This window comes from Paraburkholderia sp. CNPSo 3281 (assembly GCF_024206515.1).
Classification (GTDB): domain Bacteria; phylum Pseudomonadota; class Gammaproteobacteria; order Burkholderiales; family Burkholderiaceae; genus Paraburkholderia; species Paraburkholderia nodosa.
The window spans coordinates 178,690-198,995 of sequence record NZ_JAMBPS010000001.1 but is presented as its reverse complement, the minus strand read 5'-3'; the positions used below and the strand labels follow the sequence as shown (position 1 = coordinate 198,995).

Sequence of the window (20,306 nt, the reverse complement as noted above, 5' to 3'; positions counted from 1 at the left end):
TGTACTGCTCCTTGCCTGTGTTCGCGGCGCCCAACGCCGGCACACGGGTGCGCCGGCGCGCGCGTCACGAGATGATGCTCGGGTCCGGCAGACGCCGCGCGATTTCGGCGACGAGCGTCTGCGCGAGCGCCTGCTTGGCCGCGCGCGGCAGCGGCTTGCGGCCGCCCGCCTCGAACAGCACGACTTCATTGTCGTCCTGACCGAAGGTGAGCGGGCCGAGATTGCCGATCAACAGCGGCACCTTCTTGCGCGCGCGCTTTTCTTCGCCGTGCACGTCGAGGTCGCCGCTTTCGGCGGCGAAGCCTACGCAGTAAGGCGGATTCGGCAAGGCCGCGACCGAGGCGAGGATGTCCGGGTTCTCGACGAACGTGAACGTCGGCATGCGGTGCCCGGCCGTCTTCTTGATCTTGTGCTCGGCGACATGATCGACGCGCCAGTCGGCCACGGCCGCCACACCGATGAAGACATCGGCGTCGGTCGCGGCGCGCATGACCGCGTCGTACATCTGCCGGGCGGTCTGCACGTCTTCGCGATACACGCCCCACGGGGTTTCCAGCGCGACGGGGCCGGCGACCAGATGCACCTCGGCGCCCGCCTGCTGCGCGGCGCGCGCGAGCGCGAAGCCCATTTTGCCGCTCGAGCGGTTGGTGATGCCGCGCACGGGATCGAGCGGCTCGAAGGTCGGGCCGGCCGTGATCAGGAGCTTGCGGCCCGCGAGCACCTTCGGCGCGAAGAACGAGACAATTGCCTCGTACACGGCCTCGGGTTCGAGCATGCGCCCGTCGCCGATCTCGCCGCACGCCTGCGGGCCGGAATCGGGACCGAGCGTTTCGATGCCGTCCGCGCGCAGTTGCGCGACGTTGCGCTGCGTGGCCGGGTTTTGCCACATCTGCCGGTTCATCGCGGGCACGACCAGCAGCGGGCAGTCGCGCGCCACGCACAGCGTGGAGAGCAGGTCGTCGGCGAAACCGTGGGCGAGCTTGGCGAGGAAGTCGGTGGAGGCGGGCGCGATGACGATGGCGTCGGCCTCGCGCGAGAGATCGATGTGCGCCATGTTGTTGGGCACGCGGCCGTCCCACTGGCTCGTGTAGACGGGGCGGCCCGACAGTGCCTGCATGGTGACCGGCGTGATGAACTGCGTGGCGGCCTCGGTCATCACGACCTGCACGGTCGCGCCGGCCTTGGTCAACAGGCGCGTGAGCTCGGCGATCTTGTAGCAGGCAATGCCGCCCGTCATGCCGAGCACGAGGTGACGGCCGGCCAGTTCGCCTGGGTTTGCAGCGGACGTGTTCAAGTCACAGCTCCTATAACCGTGCAGCCCACACACTCAGCGCGCGCCGCGCACGCGCCGCAGTTCGTCGAACACCAGCAGCGCCGCGCCGATGCAGATCGCGCTATCGGCGAGGTTGAACGCCGGCCAGTGCCAGCCGCCCACGTGGAAATCGAGAAAGTCGATCACGTGGCCGTACAGCAGGCGGTCGATCACATTGCCGAGCGCGCCGCCCATGATGAGCGCGAGCGCCGTGCAGAAGAGCTTTTGCGTGGCGTGGCGCTTGAGCAGATAGCAGATCACGAGCGCCGCCACTACGCCAAGCAGCGTGAATGCCCAGCGCTGCCAGCCGCCCGCCGCCGAAAGGAAGCTGAACGCCGCGCCCTTGTTGTAGACCAGCACGAGGTTGAAGAACGGTGTGATCACGCGGCCTTCGCCGTAGCTGAACACCTTGTTGATGGCGATTTTCGTGAGCTGGTCGGCGAGGATCACGATGACCGCGACCCCGAGCCACGGCGCGAGCGTGCCGCCCGCGCCGTTCGACCTGGACTGCTTCGACAGGGTTTTTGCCATTATGCCGCGCTCCGCTTTTCACCGTCGCCGAACAGATTCACGACGCAGCGGCCGCACAGGCCCGGATGCTCCGCGTTCGCGCCCACGTCCTCGCGGTAGTGCCAGCAGCGCTCGCACTTGAGGTACTTCGAAGTGACCACTTCGACGCCTTCCTCCGCTTCGCTATCGACCTTCACGATTTCCGCCGCCGAGGTGATCAGCACGAATTTCAGGTCGTCGCCGAGCGAGGCGAGCGCGTCGTAGCGCGCGCCGCTTGCGAGAATGCGCACTTCGGCCTGCAGCGACGAACCGATCTGGTTCGCCACACGCGCCTCTTCGAGCGCCTTCGTCACGTTGCCGCGCACTTCGCGCAGCAGCGTCCACTTGGCGATCAGCTCCGGCGCGCCTTCGACGTCCGGGAAGGCGTGGAAGGTTTCGGTGAAGATGGTTTCGCTTTGCGGCTGGAATACCTTCCACGCTTCTTCGGCCGTGAACGAAAGGAACGGCGCGAGGATGCGCAACAGGCTATGCGTGATGTGATGCAGTGCTGTTTGCGCGCCGCGGCGGGCCTTCGAGTCCGCTGCGCTCGTATAGAGGCGGTCTTTCAGCACGTCGAGGTAGAACCCGCCCAGGTCTTCCGAGCAGAACGTCTGGAGCTTGGCCACCACCGGGTGGAACTCGTAGCGGTCGTAGTGGGCGAGCACGTCGTTTTGCAGCGTATGCGTGAGCGCGACGGCATAGCGGTCGATCTCGAGCCATTCGCTCGCGGGCAGCGCGTGCTTCTCGAAGTCGAAGTCCGAGAGGTTCGAGAGCAGGAAGCGCAGCGTGTTACGGATGCGGCGATAGCCTTCCGTCACGCGCTTGAGGATCTCCTCCGAGATGGCCAGCTCGCCCGAGTAGTCGGTCGAGGCGATCCAAAGACGGATGATTTCCGCGCCCAGACGGTTCGCCACTTCATGCGGATCGACGCCGTTGCCGAGCGACTTCGACATCTTGCGGCCTTCGCCGTCCACGGTGAAGCCGTGCGTGAGCAGCGCGTTGTAGGGCGGGCGGCCGTCGAGCATCGAAGCCGTGAGCAGCGACGAGTGGAACCAGCCGCGGTGCTGGTCCGAGCCTTCCAGGTACAGGTCGGCCGGGAACTGCAGTTCGTCCTTGTGCGAGCCGCGCAGCACGTGCCAGTGCGTCGTGCCCGAGTCGAACCACACGTCGAGCGTGTCGCGGTTCTTTTCGTACAGGTTGGCGTCGTCGCCGAGCAGCTCGCGCGGATCGAGCGTTTGCCACGCTTCGATGCCTTCCTTTTCCACGCGCTGCGCCACCTGTTCGAGCAACTCCAGCGTGCGCGGATGCAGCTCGCCGGTTTCCTTGTGCACGAAAAAGGCCATCGGCACGCCCCATTGGCGCTGGCGAGAAAGCGTCCAGTCCGGGCGGTTGGCGATCATCGAGTACAGGCGCTGCTTGCCCCACGAAGGGTAAAACGCCGTCGCCTCGATGCCTTCGAGCGCCGTTTCGCGCAGCGTCTTGCCGCCGTCGTTCGGCGTGACATCCATGCCCGCGAACCACTGCGAAGTGGCGCGGTAGATGATCGGCGTCTTGTGGCGCCAGCAGTGCATGTAGCTGTGCAGGTACTTCTCGCTGCGCAAGAGCGTGCCGGCGGCGTCGAGTGCGTCGACGATCTTCGGGTTCGCCGCCCAGATCGAGAGGCCGCCGAAGAGCGGCAGCGATTCGATGTAGCGGCCATCGCCCATCACCGGGCTGATGATGTCCGAATCCGCCATGTTGTGCGCCTTGCACGACACGAAGTCTTCCACGCCGTAAGCGGGCGCCGAGTGCACGATGCCCGTGCCGGTGTCGGTCGTGACGTAGTCGCCGAGATAGATCGGCGAGGTGCGCTTGTAGCCCGGGTGCGCCGAGGCGAGCGGGTGATTGAAACGCAGCAGCGAGAGCTTCTCGCCCTTCGTCGTGGCGACGATCTTGCCGTCGAGGCCGAAGTCCTTCATGCACGCTTCCACGCGTTCGACGGCGAGGATCAGCAGGCCGCGTTGCGTGTCCACGAGCGCGTAGTCGATTTCCGGGTGCACGTTCAGCGCCTGGTTCGACGGAATCGTCCAGGGCGTCGTGGTCCAGATCACGATGCCGCCTTCCTCGCGCGGCAGCGCGGGCAGGCCGAACGCGGCCGCCGTTTCGGCGGGTTGCGCGAACGTGAACAGCACGTCGATGGTCGGGTCGGTCTTGTCCGTGTATTCGACTTCGGCTTCAGCGAGCGCGGAGCCGCAGTCGAAGCACCAGTTCACGGGCTTGAGGCCGCGGAATACATAACCCTTCTCGATGATCTTCGCGAGTGCGCGGATCTCGCCGGCCTCGTTCGCGAAGTTCATCGTCTTGTATGGGTTGTTCCAGTCGCCGAGCACACCCAGGCGCTTGAAGCCTTTCTTTTGCGTCTCGATCTGGCCGGCCGCGTACTCGCGCGCCTTCTGCATCACTTCCTGGGCGGGCAGCGACTTGCCGAACTGCTTTTCGATCTGGATTTCGATCGGCATGCCGTGGCAGTCCCAGCCCGGCACGTAGACCGCGTCGAAGCCCGCGAGATTGCGCGCCTTGACGATCATGTCCTTGAGGATCTTGTTCACCGCGTGGCCGAGGTGGATGTCGCCGTTCGCATACGGCGGCCCGTCGTGCAGGATGAACTTCTTGCGGCCCTTCGAAGCCGCGCGGATCTTCTCGTAGACCTGGTTCTCTTCCCATTCCTTGACCCATTGCGGCTCGCGCCTGGGCAGATCGCCGCGCATCGGAAACGGGGTGTCGAGCAGGTTGACGGGGTACTTCGATTCGGACTTCTGCGGCTTGCCGGAGGATGCTTTCTTGTCGCTCATGGTGAGATCACTTGGAATTCGGGGGATGCATGGCGTCAGCGTTGCGGCCGATGCCGCGCAACCGTCGCCGCGGGCGCTGCATGCCGTGCTTTGAGCACGCGGCGCCTGGGGGCGGGGCAGCCCGCGCATGCGGGCCGCGGGTCAAATTCGGTCGGTGGCCGAGGTGGCAAAGCCAGTGGATGCGCCGCCGGCCACGTCTGCGCCCGCGGCGGCGAACCACGCACGGGTGTTCGCCACGTCGCGGGCGATCGCGGCGGTGAGCGTTTCGAGGTCGGGAAACTTCTCCTCGTCACGCAGTTTCTTGAGAAACTCGACGCGCACGAGCTTGCCGTAGGCGTCGCCGTGCCAGTCGAGCAGATGCACTTCGAGCAGCACGCGGCCCGAGTCGTCCACGGTCGGGCGCAGGCCGAGGCTCGCGACACCCGGCAGCGGATGGTCGGCGATGCCATGCACCATCACGACGAAAATACCCTTGAGAGCCGGCCGCTTGTGGCCGATCAGCAGGTTCATCGTGGGGAAGCCGAGGTCGCGGCCAAGCTTCAGGCCGTGCGTGACGTGCGCGCTGATGTGGTAGCCGCGGCCAAGCGAAGCGCGCGCGGCGTCGAGGTCGCCGGCGTGCAGTTGCGCACGCACGGCGGAGCTGGAAATGCGCACGCCCGAAGGGTCGGCCACGGTCGCCATCTGCTCGACTTCGAAGCCGTGCTGCGCGCCCGCGGCCTGCAGCGAAGCGAAGTCGCCCGCGCGCTTCGCGCCATAGCGGAAGTCGTCGCCGATCATCATCCAGCGCGCGTGCAGTCCGCCCACGATGATGCGCTCAACGAACGCCTCGGGCGACTGGCTCGCGAACGTGTGGTTGAAATGCTCGACCACGACGCGGTCCACGCCGTTCTCGCGCAGCGCTTCGAGCTTGTCGCGCAGCATGGCGATGCGCGGCGGGGCGCTGGCCGGGTTGAAGAACTCGCGCGGATGCGGCTCGAAGGTCATCACGCAGACGGGCAGGCCGCGCGCGTCGGCTGCCGCGCGCACGCGCGCGAGCAATGCCTGATGCCCGCGGTGGACACCGTCGAAATTGCCGATGGTCAGCGCGCAGGGCGCGCGGCTTTCGGCATTGGGAAGACCGCGGAAGACTCTCACGATAGCGGAACCTGGTGGAACCTCGAAAAGCGCGCTGGCGCAGCACGCGTGCTAATGATCGACTGCTGACCGACTGACCTGGCCATTCGCGGCCCAAGGACCGCGACGAAACAGAAGATTATAAACGCACGAGGCGACGATCGCCGCCGCGCGAGCGTTGAGCAGGCGCCCCGATGATAAAATCCGCGGATGAAAAATCTCGTCATCCTGATTTCGGGGCGGGGCAGCAACATGGAAGCCATCGTGCGCGCTTGCGCGCAGGAGGCTTGGGGCGCGCGTATCGCCGCCGTGATTGCCAACCGTCCTGACGCCGCGGGCCTCGCGTTCGCGGCTTCGAATGGCATTGCCACGGCGGTGGTCGACCACCGCCAGTTTCCCGATCGCGCCAGCTTCGACGCGGCGCTCGCTCAAGTCATCGACGGCTACGCGCCGGACCTCGTCGTGCTGGCGGGCTTCATGCGCGTGCTGACCGAATCGTTCGTCGGCCATTATGCGGGTCGGATGCTTAATATCCATCCCTCGCTGCTGCCGATGTTTCCGGGCCTCAAGACGCACCAGCAGGCGCTCGACGCCGGCTGCCGCGTGCACGGCGCGACGGTGCATTTCGTCACGCCGACGCTCGATCATGGCCCCATCGTCGCGCAGGCGGTGGTTCCGGTGCGCGCGGGCGACGACGCCGCGGCGCTCGCCGCGCGCGTGCTCAAGACCGAACATTTTATGTATCCGCGCGCGGTGCGCTGGTTCGTCGAAGGGCGCCTCGCGCTCGACGGCGAACGCGTGACGCTCACGCCGGCCGAGCCACAGTGGCTCTTCTTTGACGACTCGCAAGCCGCCGGGGAGGGCGCATGAGACTGCATGGATTTCTGATTGGACAGACCGAAACGTTGCTCGCCGACGTCCTCAAATTCACGGGCCCGGCCGACGCGGTGACGAGCCGCTTCTTCCGCGAGCATCCGAAGCTCGGCCACGCTGAGCGCGGTGTGATCGCCGAAGCCGTGTTCGCCGTGCTGCGCCGGCGCATGGAATTCGCGCACCTGGCCGAAAGCGGCACGGGCAGCCCGACGCGCCGCCTCACGCTGCTCGGCCTCATGGCGACGGCAGGCCGCTCGGCGATCCGCCCGTTCGTATCGGACGCCGAGGCCACCTGGCTCGAGCACGTCGCGAAGATCGACCCGACGAGCCTGCCGCTGCGCGTGCAGCTGAATCTGCCGGAGTGGATCATGAAGGCGCTGGAAACGCGCTTTGAGCCCGCCGAACTCGCGCAACTGGCCGCCGCGCTGAACTACCCGGCGCCGCTCGATCTGCGCGCCAATCCCATCAAGGCGAATCGCGAAGAGCTGATTCGCGCGCTGTCCGAGTCGGGCATCGAAGGCGGCGAAACGCCGTTTGCGCCGTTCGGCGTGCGTGTGACGGGCAAGCCCGCGCTCACGAAACTCGACGCGTTCAAGAACGGCTGGTTCGAGGTGCAGGACGAGGGCAGTCAGCTGCTGTGCACGCTGCTGGCGCCGCGCCGCGGAGAGATGGTCGTGGACTTCTGCGCTGGCGCGGGCGGCAAGACGCTGGCGCTCGGCGCGATGATGCGTTCGACGGGCCGTCTCTACGCCTTCGACGTCTCCGACCGGCGCCTGGCCAAGCTCAAGCCGCGCCTCGCGCGCAGCGGCCTTTCGAACGTCAATCCCGTGCTGATCGACAGCGAGCACGACGCCAAGATCAAGCGTCTGATCGGCAAGATCGACCGCGTGCTCGTGGATGCGCCGTGCTCGGGCCTCGGCACGCTGCGCCGCAACCCCGACCTCAAGTGGCGCCAGTCGCCGGAGTCGGTGGCCGAGCTCGCGCCCAAGCAGCTTTCGATTCTCACGAGCGCGGCGCGCCTGCTCAAGCGCGGCGGCCGTCTCGTCTACGCGACCTGCAGCATTCTCGAAGCCGAGAACGAAGCGGTCGTGAAGCAGTTCCTCGAGGCGCATCCCGAGTTCGTGCTGGTGAGCGCACGCGAGGTGCTGGCCGAGCAACGCGTGGGCCTCGACACGGGCGACTACCTCTCGCTGTGGCCGCACCGCCACGCCACCGACGGCTTCTTTGCCGCCGTGCTGGAGCGTCGCGGCGAAGCCAGGCCCAAGACGAAGGCGGCCGGCGCGCAGACGACGCCCGAAGAAGCCGCAGCGGAGCAGGAGGCGTCCGACGTGATCGCAAAGGCGCAGGACAGCGAAGCCGCCGAGCCGGACGCTGCGCTGGAGTAAAACGCGCGGCGGGAGCGACGTTTGCGGGACCGTCCGGCCGGGGCAAGCCGGGCGGTCCGCACTAGCTCGTGCGGCAGATCGTGCCCCATCACGGTCATCGTGCCGGCCGACCGCTCGTTGCGTATTGGCGACATCATCAGCGCAGGCAGTATTCAGGGCCGGGTGACGTATGGCATCGAGACCCGATTCCAGGCGAACGCCGTATCCCATCGAATTTTCAGGCGACGCCGTGCAACTCGAACTAGGATTCTGGGTAGAGAGCGCGGAACATGGGATCGCGGTGAAAGACTAGATGGGGTCGGATTGCACGGAAAGGGCCAGTTGGGGTGCGGCAAAGCGCCTCGAAACGCCCTTCAGACGTTGACGCCGTAACCATTAAAGAAAAAAATCTCCCTTTGTTACAAACACTTGGAACGGTTCTAGTAGAATGCCGTCCAACCGCATCTAGTCGCTTTCACTTTCTTGACACTGGCGCCTGGCTGAAAGGCCGACGCGCTTCGCTTCACAGGTAAATGCCTTGTTGAACTCCCTGCTTGATTTCCTCGCCCACGGGGTGCTTCATTTCTCGTGGTGGCAGATCGTGCTGTTCGCGGCGGTGGTCACCCACATCACGATCATCGGCGTGACGGTGTACCTGCACCGCTGCCAGGCGCACCGCGCGCTGGATCTGCATCCCATTGCGAGCCACTTCTTCCGCTTCTGGCTGTGGATGACCACGGGCATGCTCACGGGCCAGTGGGCGGCGATCCACCGCAAGCACCACGCCAAGTGCGAAACGGAAGAAGATCCGCACAGCCCGCAAACGCGCGGCATCTGGAAGGTGCTGCTCGAAGGCGCTGAGCTTTATCGCACCGAAGCGAAGAACGAAGAAACGCTGCGCCGCTTCAGCCACGGCACGCCCAACGACTGGATGGAGCGTAACGTCTACACGCGCTACCCCATCCTCGGCGTGAGCATCATGATGGTGATCGACGTCGCGCTGTTCGGCGCAGTCGGCCTCACCGTGTGGGCCGTGCAGATGGCGTGGATTCCGTTCTGGGCTGCGGGTGTCGTGAATGGCCTCGGCCACTTCTGGGGCTATCGCAACTTCAATTCGTCTGACGCGAGCACGAACCTCCTGCCGTTCGGCATCATCATCGGCGGCGAGGAACTGCACAACAACCACCACACGTTCGCGACTTCCGCGAAGCTCTCGAACAAGTGGTACGAGTTCGACATCGGCTGGATGTACATCCGCATGATGCAGGCGGTTGGCCTTGCCAAGGTGAAGAAGGTCGCGCCCACGCCGCGCCTCACCAAGGGCAAGCTGGTGCCCGACCACGAAACGCTGCAGGCCGTGCTGTCCAATCGCTACGAAGTGATGGCGCGTTACGCCAAGGCCGTGAAGCTCGCGTACCGTCAGGAACTCGCGCACCTCAAGGAAGTGGGCGAGCGCGAGAAGTACAAGGTCATGCGCGGTGCGCGCAAGTGGTTCGACAAGGAAGAAGCCAGCCTGAACGAGCCGCAGAAGCGCCAGCTTCCGCAAATTTTCGCGAACAGCCAGAAGCTGCGCACGTACATCGAACTGCGTAACGAACTCGCCGCGATCTGGGAGCGTTCGAGCGCCTCGCGCGAACAACTGCTCACGCAGCTCCAGGATTGGTGCCATCGCGCTGAACAAAGCGGTATCAAGGCGCTGCAGGAATTTGCTTCGCGCCTGCGCCGTTACGCTTGATTGGCCTGATCGGCTTGACCGGATTTTGGCCCCTCAGTGGGGCGTAAGAAAATCCTTTAGAATGATGAGACGTCACAAAACCCCGCGCTGGCGGGGTTTTTCTTTTTGGGCCGCAAGAAAGCCGGAGTCCCCACAATGGCTTCAATCGCGCGGCGATCGGTAGGGGCAGGAGATGATGAGTCAGGCGATCAGGAAGGTCGAATATGACCGGCCGCAGGGTGCCGTTTGCGGCGTTGGACAGGCTTGGGCGCGCGTGCCCGATGCGCCGTCCACGGCAGAGCGCGTTGCATTGAAGGAGCGGATTCGCGCGTTGCTCAAGCGCGAGAAGGCGGTGCTTGTCGCGCACTATTATGTGGATCCTGAGTTGCAGGAGCTCGCCGACGAAACCGGCGGCTGCGTGGCCGATTCGCTCGAGATGGCGCGCTTCGGCCGCGACCACGAGGCACAGACGCTCGTCGTGGCGGGCGTGCGCTTCATGGGTGAGACCGCGAAGATTCTGAGTCCGAACAAGCGCATTCTCATGCCCGACCTCGACGCGACCTGCTCGCTCGATCTCGGTTGCCCCATCGACGAATTCTCGGCGTTTTGCGACGAGCATCCCGACCGCACCGTGGTCGTCTATGCGAACACGAGCGCCGCCGTGAAGGCGCGCGCGGACTGGATGGTCACGTCGTCCATCGGTCTCGAGATCGTCGCCGACCTGCACGCGAAGGGCGAAAAAATTCTGTGGGCGCCGGACCGCCACCTGGGCAGCTACATCCAGAAGAAGACCGGCGCCGACATGCTGCTGTGGCAAGGCTCCTGCCTCGTGCACGACGAATTCAAGGGCATCGAACTCGACCTGCTGCGCGCCGAATATCCGGACGCCAAGATTCTCGTCCACCCCGAATCGCCCGAGAGCGTGGTCGCGCTCGCGGACGTGGTTGGCTCGACCACCCAGCTGATCGACGCCGCCGTGAAGCTCGACGCGCAACGCTTCATCGTCGCGACCGATCTCGGCATCCTGCACAAGATGCGCCTCGCGGCGCCGGGCAAGACCTTCATCGAAGCGCCGACGGCCGGCAACAGCGCGACCTGCAAGAGCTGCGCGCACTGCCCGTGGATGGCCATGAACGGTCTGGCAAATCTCGTCGACGTGCTGGAGCGCGGTCACAACGAGATCCACGTCGACAGCGCGATCGGCGAGCGCGCGCGTCTGCCGATCGATCGCATGCTGGCGTTCGCGGCGGAACACAAGCGCCGCGTGCAGGCGAGCGGCGACCTCGCGCGCGACACCGCGCTATTCTCGCAAGTGGGGGCCGCGTAAATGGGTGCACTCGAATTGCTCGCAGTGGATGCCGTTGCGCCCGTGCTGGGTGACGTGCGCGCGCAGTACGGCGCGGCGTTCGACGCCGCGATCGCACGCAACGTGGCCGATGCGCTCCAGGAAGACGTGGGCCCTGGCGACCAGACCGGCCGTCTCGTACCCGCTGATGAAATGCGCGACGCGCGCATCATCGTGCGCGAAGAAGCGGTGCTGTGCGGCGTGCTCTGGTTCGACGGCGTGGTGAAGCAGGTCGATCCGCGCATCGAAGTGCGTTGGCACTATCGCGAAGGCGAGCGCATGGCTGCCGACACGACCGTCTGCTCGCTGCGCGGTCCGGCGCGCTCGCTGCTCACGGCCGAGCGCAACGCGATGAACTTCCTGCAGTTGCTTTCGGGCGTGGCGAGCGTGACGCGCCGCTACGTCGACATGATCGGGCACACGCGCACGCGCATTCTGGACACGCGCAAGACGCTGCCCGGCCTGCGCCTCGCGCAGAAGTACGCAGTGCGCGTGGGCGGTGGCGCAAACCAGCGTCTTGCGCTTTACGACGGGATCCTCATCAAGGAAAACCACATTGCTGCGGCAGGCGGCGTGGGTGCGGCGATGGCCGCTGCGCTCGCGCTCGATGCGGGCGTGCCGATCCAGATCGAAGTCGAGACGCTCGAGCAGCTCGAAACGGCGCTCGCGCACGGCGCGAAGTCGGTATTGCTCGACAATTTCTCGTTGGACATGATGCGCGATGCGGTGAAGCTCACGGCGGGGCGTGCGGTGCTCGAAGTCTCGGGCGGCGTGAACTTCGACACGGTGCGCGCGATCGCGGAAACGGGCGTGGACCGCGTCTCGATTGGCGCGCTGACGAAGGACGTGCGCGCGACGGACTTTTCGATGCGCATTGTCTGAAGCCGCAAGTTCGCCCAGCTGAACCAGAACGAAAAGGCCGCCTCGCGATGAGGCGGCCTTTGTTTTTGCGGCGCTGTTAGTTTGTCAGGCTCATGAAACCGTGCGATTGCGTACGCGCTCCGGCGCGAGCACGGTTGGCAGCGCCTTGGGCAGCGAGTTCGGCCAGTCGCGGCTGTAGTGCAGGCCACGGCTCTCGCGGCGCGAGCGCGCACTTTCCACGATCAGCGAAGCGACTTCGACGAGGTTGCGCAATTCCAGCAGGTCGCGCGTGACGCGGAAATTCGCGTAGTACTCGAGAATTTCATCGCGCAGCAGGGCGAGGCGATGTTGGGCGCGCTCGAGCCGCTTGTCGGTGCGCACGATGCCGACGTAATTCCACATCAGCCGGCGCAGCTCGTCCCAGTTGTGGGCCACGACGACTTCCTCGTCGGAATCGGAGACGCGGCTTTCGTCCCAGTCGGGCAGTGGCGCATGCGCGCCCGCGCTGAAGCCTTCCGCCTCGATCGCCTCGGCCGCCGAGCGGCCGATCACGAGGCACTCGAGCAGCGAATTGCTCGCTAGGCGGTTCGCGCCGTGCAGGCCCGTGTACGACGTCTCGCCCACCGCATAGAGGCCCGCGAGATCGGTGCGCCCGGCCAGGTCGGTGACGACGCCGCCGCAGGTGTAGTGCGCGGCGGGCACCACGGGAATCGGCTCCTTCGTGATGTCGATGCCGAATTCGCGGCAGCGCGCGAGGATGGTCGGGAAATGCTCTTCGAGAAACGCCGGCGGCTGATGGCTGATGTCGAGATGCACGCAGTCGATGCCGTGCTTTTTGATCTCGAAGTCGATCGCGCGGGCGACGATGTCGCGCGGCGCCAGCTCGGCGCGCGCGTCGTGCGCGGGCATGAAGCGGGTGCCGTCGGGCAGGCGCAGCACGCCGCCTTCGCCGCGCACGGCTTCCGAAATCAGGAACGACTTGGCATGCGGGTGGAACAGGCAGGTGGGATGGAACTGGATGAACTCCATGTTCGCCACCCGGCAGCCCGCGCGCCACGCCATGGCGATGCCGTCGCCGGTGGCCGTGTCGGGGTTCGTCGTGTACAGGTAGACCTTGCCCGCGCCCCCCGTGGCGAGCACCGTGTGCGGCGCCTGGATCGTCACCGTGCGGTCGTTCTTCAGATCGAGCGCATAGAGGCCGTGGCAACGACGGCCCGGCAGGCCGAGCCGGTCGGACGTGATGACGTCGATCGCCTGATGGTCTTCGAGGATCGTGATGTTCGGGTGCGAGCGTGCACGCTCGAGCAGCGTTTGCACGACCGCGTGGCCGGTGGCGTCGGCGGCGTGGATGATGCGGCGATGGCTGTGGCCCCCTTCCCGCGTGAGGTGGAAGCCGAGTTCGGCGGCGGCGTCCTTCGTGAACGGCACGTCCTGGGCGATCAGCCATTCGATGGCCTCGCGGCCATGCTCGACGATGTAGCGCGTGGCTGCCTCGTCGCACAGGCCGCCGCCGGCGACGAGCGTGTCGTCCACGTGGTTCTCCACGCTGTCGGCCGAATCGAGCACGGCGGCAATGCCGCCTTGCGCGCGGTCGCTCGCGCCTTCGGTCATCGCACGCTTGGCGATGATCACGACGCGACGCGAACCGGCGAGATTCAGCGCGACGCTCAGTCCTGCGAGGCCGCTGCCGACGATCGCTACATCGAAATTCATGATCCTGCTTCTCCGTCTCTCTTGTTCTACGCTTTCTGGCCGCCGCGTTTGCCGCGGTCCTGCGCCGCCAGTGACATATGACACGCGTGTGGCAGCCGGTATAAAGCGGGAAGCATACTCCGAGAGAGGAGCGAACGGATAGCAGCAGTTTGGGCGCCGCCGTTAAAACACCGTTGCATGGCGCGAACCGGGGCGGGACGGGCGTGCAAAAAGAAAAACCCCGCTAAATAGCGGGGTTTTTCTGTCTTCGTCAGGCTCGAAACCCGATCAATTACTTGATCTTGGTTTCCTTGTACTCGACGTGCTTGCGAACAACCGGGTCGAACTTCTTGATCGACATTTTTTCCGGCATGTTGCGCTTGTTCTTCGTGGTCGTGTAGAAGTGACCCGTACCTGCGGTCGACTCGAGCTTGATCTTGTCGCGGATTCCCTTGGCCATGATTTACTCCTTACAGTTCGCCGCGTGCGCGCAGGACTGCGAGCACGGAATCGATGCCGTTCTTGTCGATCAGGCGCAGGCCTGCGTTCGAGATGCGCAGACGCACCCAACGGTTTTCGCTTTCAACCCAGAAACGGCGGTTTTGCAGATTCGGGAGGAAACGGCGCTTGGTTTTGTTGTTAGCGTGGGAAACGTTGTTGCCGCTCATCGGCGCTTTCCCAGTGACTTGGCATACACGTGCCATGAGACACTCCTACGGAAATTCTGAGTTCGAGAGCCGCTTAAGTTTCCCAGGCGAGAAATGGCCGGAATAGGAGCGCGCTCACGTATGGATGAGAGACAACCTCGAACCCAGGCCATATTTCCCCTGGAATGCCGCGACGGGCTTCGGAACAGGGTTGGAAATAGGCAAACAATAATTCTAGCAGAAAAAGCCCTGGAAAATCAAACCCGATTTGCACACGGTGTTGTTTGCCGCCGCGCCTCGCGCCAGTGCCGCCTCAGCTCCAGCCATGGCGCGCAAAGGAAAACGTCTCCCGGGTGCCGATGACCAGGTGATCGATGAGTTGAACCTCCACGAGCGCCAGCGTTTCGCGCAACACCCGCGTGAGGCGCCGGTCACTCGCGCTCGGCTGCACCGCGCCCGAAGGGTGATTATGGGCGACGATCAGGCTCGCGGCATTGAGCGTTAGCGCGCGCCGTACGATTTCACGAGGATACACCGCCATGTGCGTGAGCGAGCCGCGCGAGCTTTCCTCCGAGCGGATCAGCCGATGGCGCGCGTCCAGAAAGAGGCAAACGAACACCTCGTGCGGCCGCCCGCCGATCAGAAGGCGCAAATAGTCTTCGACCGCACCGGGGGAGTCGACGAGCGGCTTGTCGTCGAGCGCTTGCGCCAGCGCCCGCCGTGCGACTTCCGTCACCGCTTGCAGCATTGCGGCTTTTGCGGGCCCGATGCCGCGCAGGGCCTCGAATTCTTCGTGCGGCGCGTCGAGCATGGCGCGCAGCGAGCCGAATTGGGCCAGCAGCGTGCGAGCGACCTCGAAGACATCGTGGCCCGGCAAGCCGAAGCCGAGCAGGATCGCCAGCAACTCCACGTCCGAGAGCGCGGCCGCGCCGGCCGTGCGCAGTCGCTCGCGGGGCATGTCGCGGCGTGGTGCCGCAGGTGCCGCGTTCTCGCGGGTCGAGACCGCAGGCGCCGCCCGCGCGGGGAGAGCGGCGCCGCGGGGCCCACGCTCCGCGCACCCCGGGCCGGGCAGGCGGTCGGCGAGGGCGCCGCCGACGGTATCGGGCGCCGTATCCAGCATGCAGGCAAGCTCCCTCATGGCAATCTCCACAGACAAATAAGGTGTGCGCGGCGCACGCGAGTGCGAGCGTTGGCAGTGCGCAATCGTGCCGCGACCGCCTTGGCCAAGTGGCTTACAATAGTTGTTTTCCGGCCGCCCGAGGCAGGCCGGACCGGCGCCTTGCGGCGCGCACGCGCGAAGCGCGCGTTACGACGAAACGAGTTACGCATGAGCATCATCGACATCTCCGAAGTGAAGTCCGGTTCCCACGTGACGCTGAATTACCGGCTTTCACTCGCCGATGGCACCGAAATCGTCAATACCTTTGTCGACCGTCCCGCCACCCTGCTGATGGGCGCCGGCCAGCTTGCGCCGCCGCTGGAAGAGATTTTGCAGGGTCTGAAGGTGGGTCACCACTCGACCTTTCAGCTAGAACCCGGCGTCGCTTTCGGCCAGCGCAACCCCGACCTGATCCAGCGCGTCTCGCTCAAGACCCTGCGCGAGAACGGGATGATCGGCGAGGAGTTCAGCCCGGGCGACCTGATCGAATTCAACGCCCCCAACGGCGGCCGCTATGCGGGTGTGCTCAAGGAAGTGAACGAGACCTCCGCCCTGTTCGATTTCAACCACCCGCTCGCTGGCCAGGCGGTTGCGTTCGAAGTGCAAATCATCGGAATCCTTTAAAGCCCATGACCAACACGGACACGTCCCTCATCGCAGAACTGGCCGACGCGGAAATCCTGCTCGCCCAGCCGCGCGGCTTCTGCGCCGGCGTCGATCGGGCCATCGAGATCGTCGAGCGCGCCATCCAGCTTCACGGCGCACCGATCTACGTGCGTCACGAGATCGTCCACAACGCTTATGTCGTCGAAGATCTGCGCAAGAAGGGGGCGATCTTCATCGAGCAACTCGATGAGGTCCCGTCCGGCAACACGGTGATCTTCAGCGCGCACGGCGTCTCCAAGTCGGTGCGCGCCGACGCCGAAGCGCGTGGCCTGCGCGTCTACGACGCGACCTGCCCGCTCGTCACGAAGGTGCACGTGGAAGTCGCGAAGATGCGCGACGAGGGGCTCGACATCGTCATGATCGGGCACAAGGGCCATCCGGAAGTGGAAGGCACCATGGGGCAGGTGGCCGAGGGCATGTACCTCGTCGAAGACATTGCTGATGTCGACGCGCTCAAGCTGCGCGATCCGCAGCGCGTGGCGTTCGTCACGCAAACCACGCTCTCGGTGGACGACGCCGCGGAAATCATCGCAGCGCTGAAAGCGCGTTTTCCGGCCATTCGCGAGCCGAAGAAACAGGACATCTGCTACGCCACACAGAATCGCCAGGATGCCGTCAAGTTCATGGCGCCGCAGTGCGACGTCGTGATCGTGGTGGGCAGCCCGAACAGTTCCAATTCGAACCGGTTGCGCGAAGTAGCCGAGAAGCGCGGCATTCCGGCCTATATGGTGGATGCGCCCGAGCAGATCGACCCCCAGTGGATTGCCGGCAAGCGCCGGATCGGCCTGACGGCCGGAGCGTCGGCGCCCGAGGCGCTCGCTCAGGAGATCATTCGCCGCCTGCACGAACTCGGTGCGCGCAACGTGCGCGCGCTCGAAGGCATCGAGGAGAACATTGCGTTCCCGTTGCCGCGCGGACTCGGTCAGCCAGTCTGACGCCTCCCTTACTCCGCAAGAACGCGCCCATCCGGCGCGTTTTTTTTATGCCTGCGACAGATGTGGAGTGCCAATAATAAGGGCCACATGATGAGAAAAGGCAGGTTAACCTCACATTGGCCGGGTGCTTTTATTAGTGTTTTCTCTAGCGTGCAGGGCACAATTGCGTGGTGTGACCCCGAATATAGGGGGCGATTGACACGTTTTCGACACGAATGCACCGCGCCGTAGCGGCATTATTATGCTCTCCCTTAAATATCCTTCATTTGATTCAATGCCCGCCCGACAAGGCATTGCGGCCATTATCTGCAACACATGATGCGAAGCCTGTTGATTTTTGGTGCAACTGGTGCACGAAAATGCGGCGCAACCTGTGGTGCAACCCGTCTCGTGCGGTTATCTAAAAATATGGTTGCAATGCAGGAAAACCCTGCCGGCTCAACAATATTGCCCGTCGCATAATTGGCGTTACAATGCGCGCGTTCTGAAGGCTGGACATCCCATGAGAAGGCCATCAGGCAAGCATTTCGGAAGGCGCAGGAGACCTGATTAATGCAATTCAAGTCGGCTTTTGCCGCGTCATCGGTCAATGCGGTTGCGCCGCGCAATGCGTGGCACGGCCGCAATGCCGAGACGGGCACGAGCGCAACATCGATCATTTCTGGCATGCAGATTGCTTTTGCATGTACCGGCGTTGTCATGCCGGTTCGCCGCCTGGGTGCGACGGATCTCGCAGCTGAGATCCCGCAGTGCGCGGGCGGCCGGGGAGAGGGAGTCATGGCGTTTGACGCATTCGCGTTTGCCGGCCGCAAGGCTCGCCGCGAATACGCCAACGTGAATATGACGCGTACTTGATTGAACCCGACGGCACCGAACCATCCGACGGTGCCGTTTTTGCATCCGCTTTTGGCGAGTCTGCCGCTGCAACACAGCGGCAACGCGAACCAGGGCGGCCAACCGTTACCGGTTTTTACTTCAATACCCGAAAGTGTCGTTGCGGTTCCGTAAAACATCGCCCACCGGCCGATGACGAGCGCGAATCCGGTTGCACGGGCTAAGGAGCATTAAATGGATATTTTCATCCAGCAGATCCTGAATGGGCTGGTGCTTGGCAGCATCTACGCCATCATCGCCCTCGGTTACACGATGGTGTACGGGATTCTGGGCATCATCAACTTCGCGCACGGCGACGTGCTCATGGTGGGCGCCATGGTCGCGCTCTCCGCGATCAACGTGCTCCACAATCACTTCCCGGGCCTCGGGAACATCCCCACGCTGTGCATTGCGCTCGTGGTTGCCGCCGTCGTGTGCGCGGTCGTCGGGTACACGATCGAAAAGGTCGCCTACCGGCCGCTGCGCCGCGCGCCGCGCCTCGCACCGCTGATCACCGCGATCGGTGTGTCGATCCTGCTGCAGACGCTCGCCATGATCATCTGGGGCCGCAATCCGCTCGCGTTCCCCCAGCTCATCTCGACCGACCCGATCAACGTCATCAAGCCGACTGAAACCGGCGTGGGCGCCGTGATCTCGATGACGGAAATCGTCATCATCGTCGTCGCGTTCCTCGTGATGGCGGGTCTGCTGCTCCTCGTGCACAAGACCAAGCTCGGCCGCGCCATGCGCGCGATCGCCGAGAACCCGAACAATGCCTCGCTGATGGGCGTGAACCCGAACTTCGTGATCTCGGCCACGTTCATGATCGGCTCGGCGCTTGCCGCGCTGGCCGGCGTGATGATCGCCTCGGAATACGGCAACGCGCACTTTTACATGGGTTTCATCCCCGGCATGAAGGCCTTCACGGCCGCGGTGCTGGGCGGTATCGGCAACCTCGGCGGCGCGATGGTCGGCGGCGTGGTGCTCGGTCTCATCGAGCAGCTCGGCGCAGGCTACATCGGTAACCTGACCGGTGGGGTGTTCGGCAGTAACTATCAGGACGTCTTCGCATTCATCGTGCTGATCGTCGTGCTCGTGTTCCGTCCGTCGGGGCTGCTGGGCGAACGTGTCGCGGACCGCGCATAAGAGGGAGTAACACAACATGACTTCAATTCAACCGATCGAGCCGTCGACGACGCTCATCCCCGAAAAGAACATGACGAAGACCCTCACGGTCGGCATCGTGACGGCCATCGTCGTGGCAGCGCTCCCCTTCGTGGTCGGCGCCGCGGGCGGCAACTACTGGGTGCGCGTGCTCGACTTCGCGATGCTCTACGTGATGCTCGCGCTGGGCCTGAACGTGGTGGTGGGGTTTGCTGGCCTGCTGGACCTGGGCTATATCGCGTTCTACGCGGTGGGTGCCTACGTGGCCGCGTTGCTGACGTCGCCGCACCTCACCACGCAGTTCGCGTGGATCGCCAACATGTTCCCGGGCGGGCTGCATACGCCGTACTGGATCGTGGTGCCGTGCGCGATGGCGCTCGCCGCACTCTTCGGCGTGCTGCTCGGCGCACCGACGCTTCGTCTGCGCGGCGACTACCTCGCGATCGTGACGCTCGGCTTCGGGGAAATCGTTCGTATCTTCATGAACAACCTCGACCGTCCGGTGAACATTACCAACGGGCCGCAGGGGATTACGGGCGTCGCGCCGCTGCAGGTGTTCGGCTTCAATCTCGCGCAGCCGCACGAGATCCTCGGCTTCACGTTCACGTCGGTCTACATGTACTACTACGTGTTCGTGATCTGCGCGCTGCTCGTGATCTGGGTGTGTACGCGTCTGCAGCACTCGCGTATCGGCCGTGCATGGGCCGCGATCCGCGAAGACGAAATCGCCGCCAAGGCCATGGGCATCAACACCCGTAACGTCAAGCTGCTCGCGTTTGCAATGGGCGCGTCGTTCGGCGGTCTTTCGGGTGCGATGTTCGGTGCGTTCCAGGGCTTCGTTTCGCCGGAATCGTTCACGTTCTGGGAATCGGTCGTCGTGCTCGCCTGCGTGGTGCTCGGCGGCATGGGCCACATCCCCGGCGTGATTCTCGGCGCCGTGCTGCTCGCCATTTTCCCCGAGTTCCTGCGCTCGACGATGGGTCCGCTCCAGCACATGCTGTTCGGCCACGAAGTCGTCGATACGGAAGTCATTCGTCAGCTGCTCTACGGCCTTGCGATGGTCGTCATCATGCTGTACCGCTCCGAAGGCCTGTGGCCCGCGGCGAAGCACGAAGACAAGATCGCGAAGATCGCCAAGCGCGCCAGCAAGAAGCCGGTTCGCGCATAAGGCGCTTTGCGTGGGACCAGAGTAAGCGCTCAAGCGCCAA

18 protein-coding genes are annotated in these 20,306 nt (G+C 64.6%); 10 read left to right on the top strand and 8 right to left on the bottom strand.

What is annotated here, in order from left to right; all coding sequences use genetic code 11:
* Positions 1–64: 64 nt before the first annotated feature.
* From coaBC to M3I56_RS00930, 4 genes are all read right to left on the bottom strand, one after another.
* Positions 65–1,294: a bifunctional phosphopantothenoylcysteine decarboxylase/phosphopantothenate--cysteine ligase CoaBC gene (coaBC, locus tag M3I56_RS00945; protein WP_302056625.1), complete on the bottom strand. Its 1,230-nt coding sequence runs from the start codon at positions 1,292–1,294 to the stop codon at positions 65–67.
* Between the two features lie 33 nt (positions 1,295–1,327).
* Positions 1,328–1,843 (bottom strand): signal peptidase II, encoded by a 516-nt coding sequence (lspA, locus tag M3I56_RS00940; protein ID WP_254352092.1) that lies wholly within the window; start codon positions 1,841–1,843, stop codon positions 1,328–1,330.
* Positions 1,843–4,692 (bottom strand): isoleucine--tRNA ligase, encoded by a 2,850-nt coding sequence (ileS, locus tag M3I56_RS00935; protein ID WP_254352090.1) that lies wholly within the window; start codon positions 4,690–4,692, stop codon positions 1,843–1,845. The genes lspA and ileS overlap by 1 nt, the downstream gene beginning before the upstream one ends.
* Positions 4,693–4,833: 141 nt before the next feature.
* The gene (locus M3I56_RS00930; RefSeq protein WP_254352088.1) at positions 4,834–5,826 is read right to left on the bottom strand and encodes a bifunctional riboflavin kinase/FAD synthetase; all 993 of its coding nucleotides are present in this window, start codon (positions 5,824–5,826) and stop codon (positions 4,834–4,836) included.
* A gap of 189 nt (positions 5,827–6,015) precedes the next feature.
* Here M3I56_RS00930 and purN point away from each other — a divergent pair, with 189 nt between their 5' ends.
* The 5 genes from purN to nadC all read left to right on the top strand — a co-directional run bounded on the left by purN (position 6,016) and on the right by nadC (position 11,983).
* Positions 6,016–6,675, top strand: coding sequence for a phosphoribosylglycinamide formyltransferase (purN, locus tag M3I56_RS00925; RefSeq protein ID WP_028205267.1), 660 nt, complete (start codon positions 6,016–6,018; stop codon positions 6,673–6,675).
* Positions 6,672–8,063, top strand: coding sequence for an RsmB/NOP family class I SAM-dependent RNA methyltransferase (locus tag M3I56_RS00920; protein WP_254352087.1), 1,392 nt, complete (start codon positions 6,672–6,674; stop codon positions 8,061–8,063). The genes purN and M3I56_RS00920 overlap by 4 nt, the downstream gene beginning before the upstream one ends.
* Before the next feature lie 517 nt (positions 8,064–8,580).
* The gene (locus tag M3I56_RS00915) at positions 8,581–9,777 is read left to right on the top strand and encodes an acyl-CoA desaturase (RefSeq protein ID WP_028205265.1); all 1,197 of its coding nucleotides are present in this window, start codon (positions 8,581–8,583) and stop codon (positions 9,775–9,777) included.
* Positions 9,778–9,952: 175 nt separating this feature from the next.
* Complete coding sequence (gene nadA / locus M3I56_RS00910) at positions 9,953–11,083, top strand: quinolinate synthase NadA (protein ID WP_254352338.1); 1,131 nt, start codon at positions 9,953–9,955, stop codon at positions 11,081–11,083.
* Positions 11,084–11,983, top strand: coding sequence for a carboxylating nicotinate-nucleotide diphosphorylase (gene nadC / locus M3I56_RS00905; RefSeq protein ID WP_254352085.1), 900 nt, complete (start codon positions 11,084–11,086; stop codon positions 11,981–11,983).
* 90 nt (positions 11,984–12,073) lie between these two features.
* Here the strand turns inward: nadC and nadB are convergent, their stop codons facing one another.
* The 4 genes from nadB to radC form a co-directional block, all read right to left on the bottom strand.
* Complete coding sequence (nadB, locus tag M3I56_RS00900) at positions 12,074–13,675, bottom strand: L-aspartate oxidase (RefSeq protein WP_028205262.1); 1,602 nt, start codon at positions 13,673–13,675, stop codon at positions 12,074–12,076.
* Positions 13,676–13,946: 271 nt separating this feature from the next.
* The gene (gene rpmG, locus M3I56_RS00895; protein WP_027817504.1) at positions 13,947–14,114 is read right to left on the bottom strand and encodes a 50S ribosomal protein L33; all 168 of its coding nucleotides are present in this window, start codon (positions 14,112–14,114) and stop codon (positions 13,947–13,949) included.
* Between the two features lie 10 nt (positions 14,115–14,124).
* Entirely contained in the window at positions 14,125–14,358 is a 234-nt protein-coding gene (gene rpmB / locus M3I56_RS00890; protein ID WP_254352084.1) for a 50S ribosomal protein L28, read from the bottom strand.
* Positions 14,359–14,614: 256 nt separating this feature from the next.
* Positions 14,615–15,439 carry a DNA repair protein RadC gene (gene radC, locus M3I56_RS00885; protein ID WP_254352082.1) on the bottom strand — a complete coding sequence of 275 codons (825 nt, stop codon included), beginning with the start codon at positions 15,437–15,439 and terminating at the stop codon, positions 14,615–14,617.
* Between the two features lie 189 nt (positions 15,440–15,628).
* Between radC and M3I56_RS00880 the strand changes: the two genes are divergently transcribed.
* From M3I56_RS00880 to M3I56_RS00860, 5 genes are all read left to right on the top strand, one after another.
* Positions 15,629–16,084 (top strand): peptidylprolyl isomerase, encoded by a 456-nt coding sequence (locus M3I56_RS00880; RefSeq protein WP_028205261.1) that lies wholly within the window; start codon positions 15,629–15,631, stop codon positions 16,082–16,084.
* Positions 16,085–16,089: 5 nt separating this feature from the next.
* The gene (ispH, locus tag M3I56_RS00875) at positions 16,090–17,061 is read left to right on the top strand and encodes a 4-hydroxy-3-methylbut-2-enyl diphosphate reductase (RefSeq protein WP_254352081.1); all 972 of its coding nucleotides are present in this window, start codon (positions 16,090–16,092) and stop codon (positions 17,059–17,061) included.
* A gap of 552 nt (positions 17,062–17,613) precedes the next feature.
* The gene (locus M3I56_RS00870) at positions 17,614–17,916 is read left to right on the top strand and encodes a hypothetical protein (RefSeq protein WP_254352080.1); all 303 of its coding nucleotides are present in this window, start codon (positions 17,614–17,616) and stop codon (positions 17,914–17,916) included.
* Between the two features lie 213 nt (positions 17,917–18,129).
* Positions 18,130–19,080, top strand: a complete 951-nt coding sequence (locus M3I56_RS00865) for a branched-chain amino acid ABC transporter permease (RefSeq protein ID WP_201695419.1) — start codon at positions 18,130–18,132, stop codon at positions 19,078–19,080.
* A 16-nt stretch (positions 19,081–19,096) separates the two neighbouring features.
* The gene (locus M3I56_RS00860; RefSeq protein WP_254352078.1) at positions 19,097–20,266 is read left to right on the top strand and encodes an ABC transporter ATP-binding protein; all 1,170 of its coding nucleotides are present in this window, start codon (positions 19,097–19,099) and stop codon (positions 20,264–20,266) included.
* Positions 20,267–20,306: the final 40 nt, after the last annotated feature.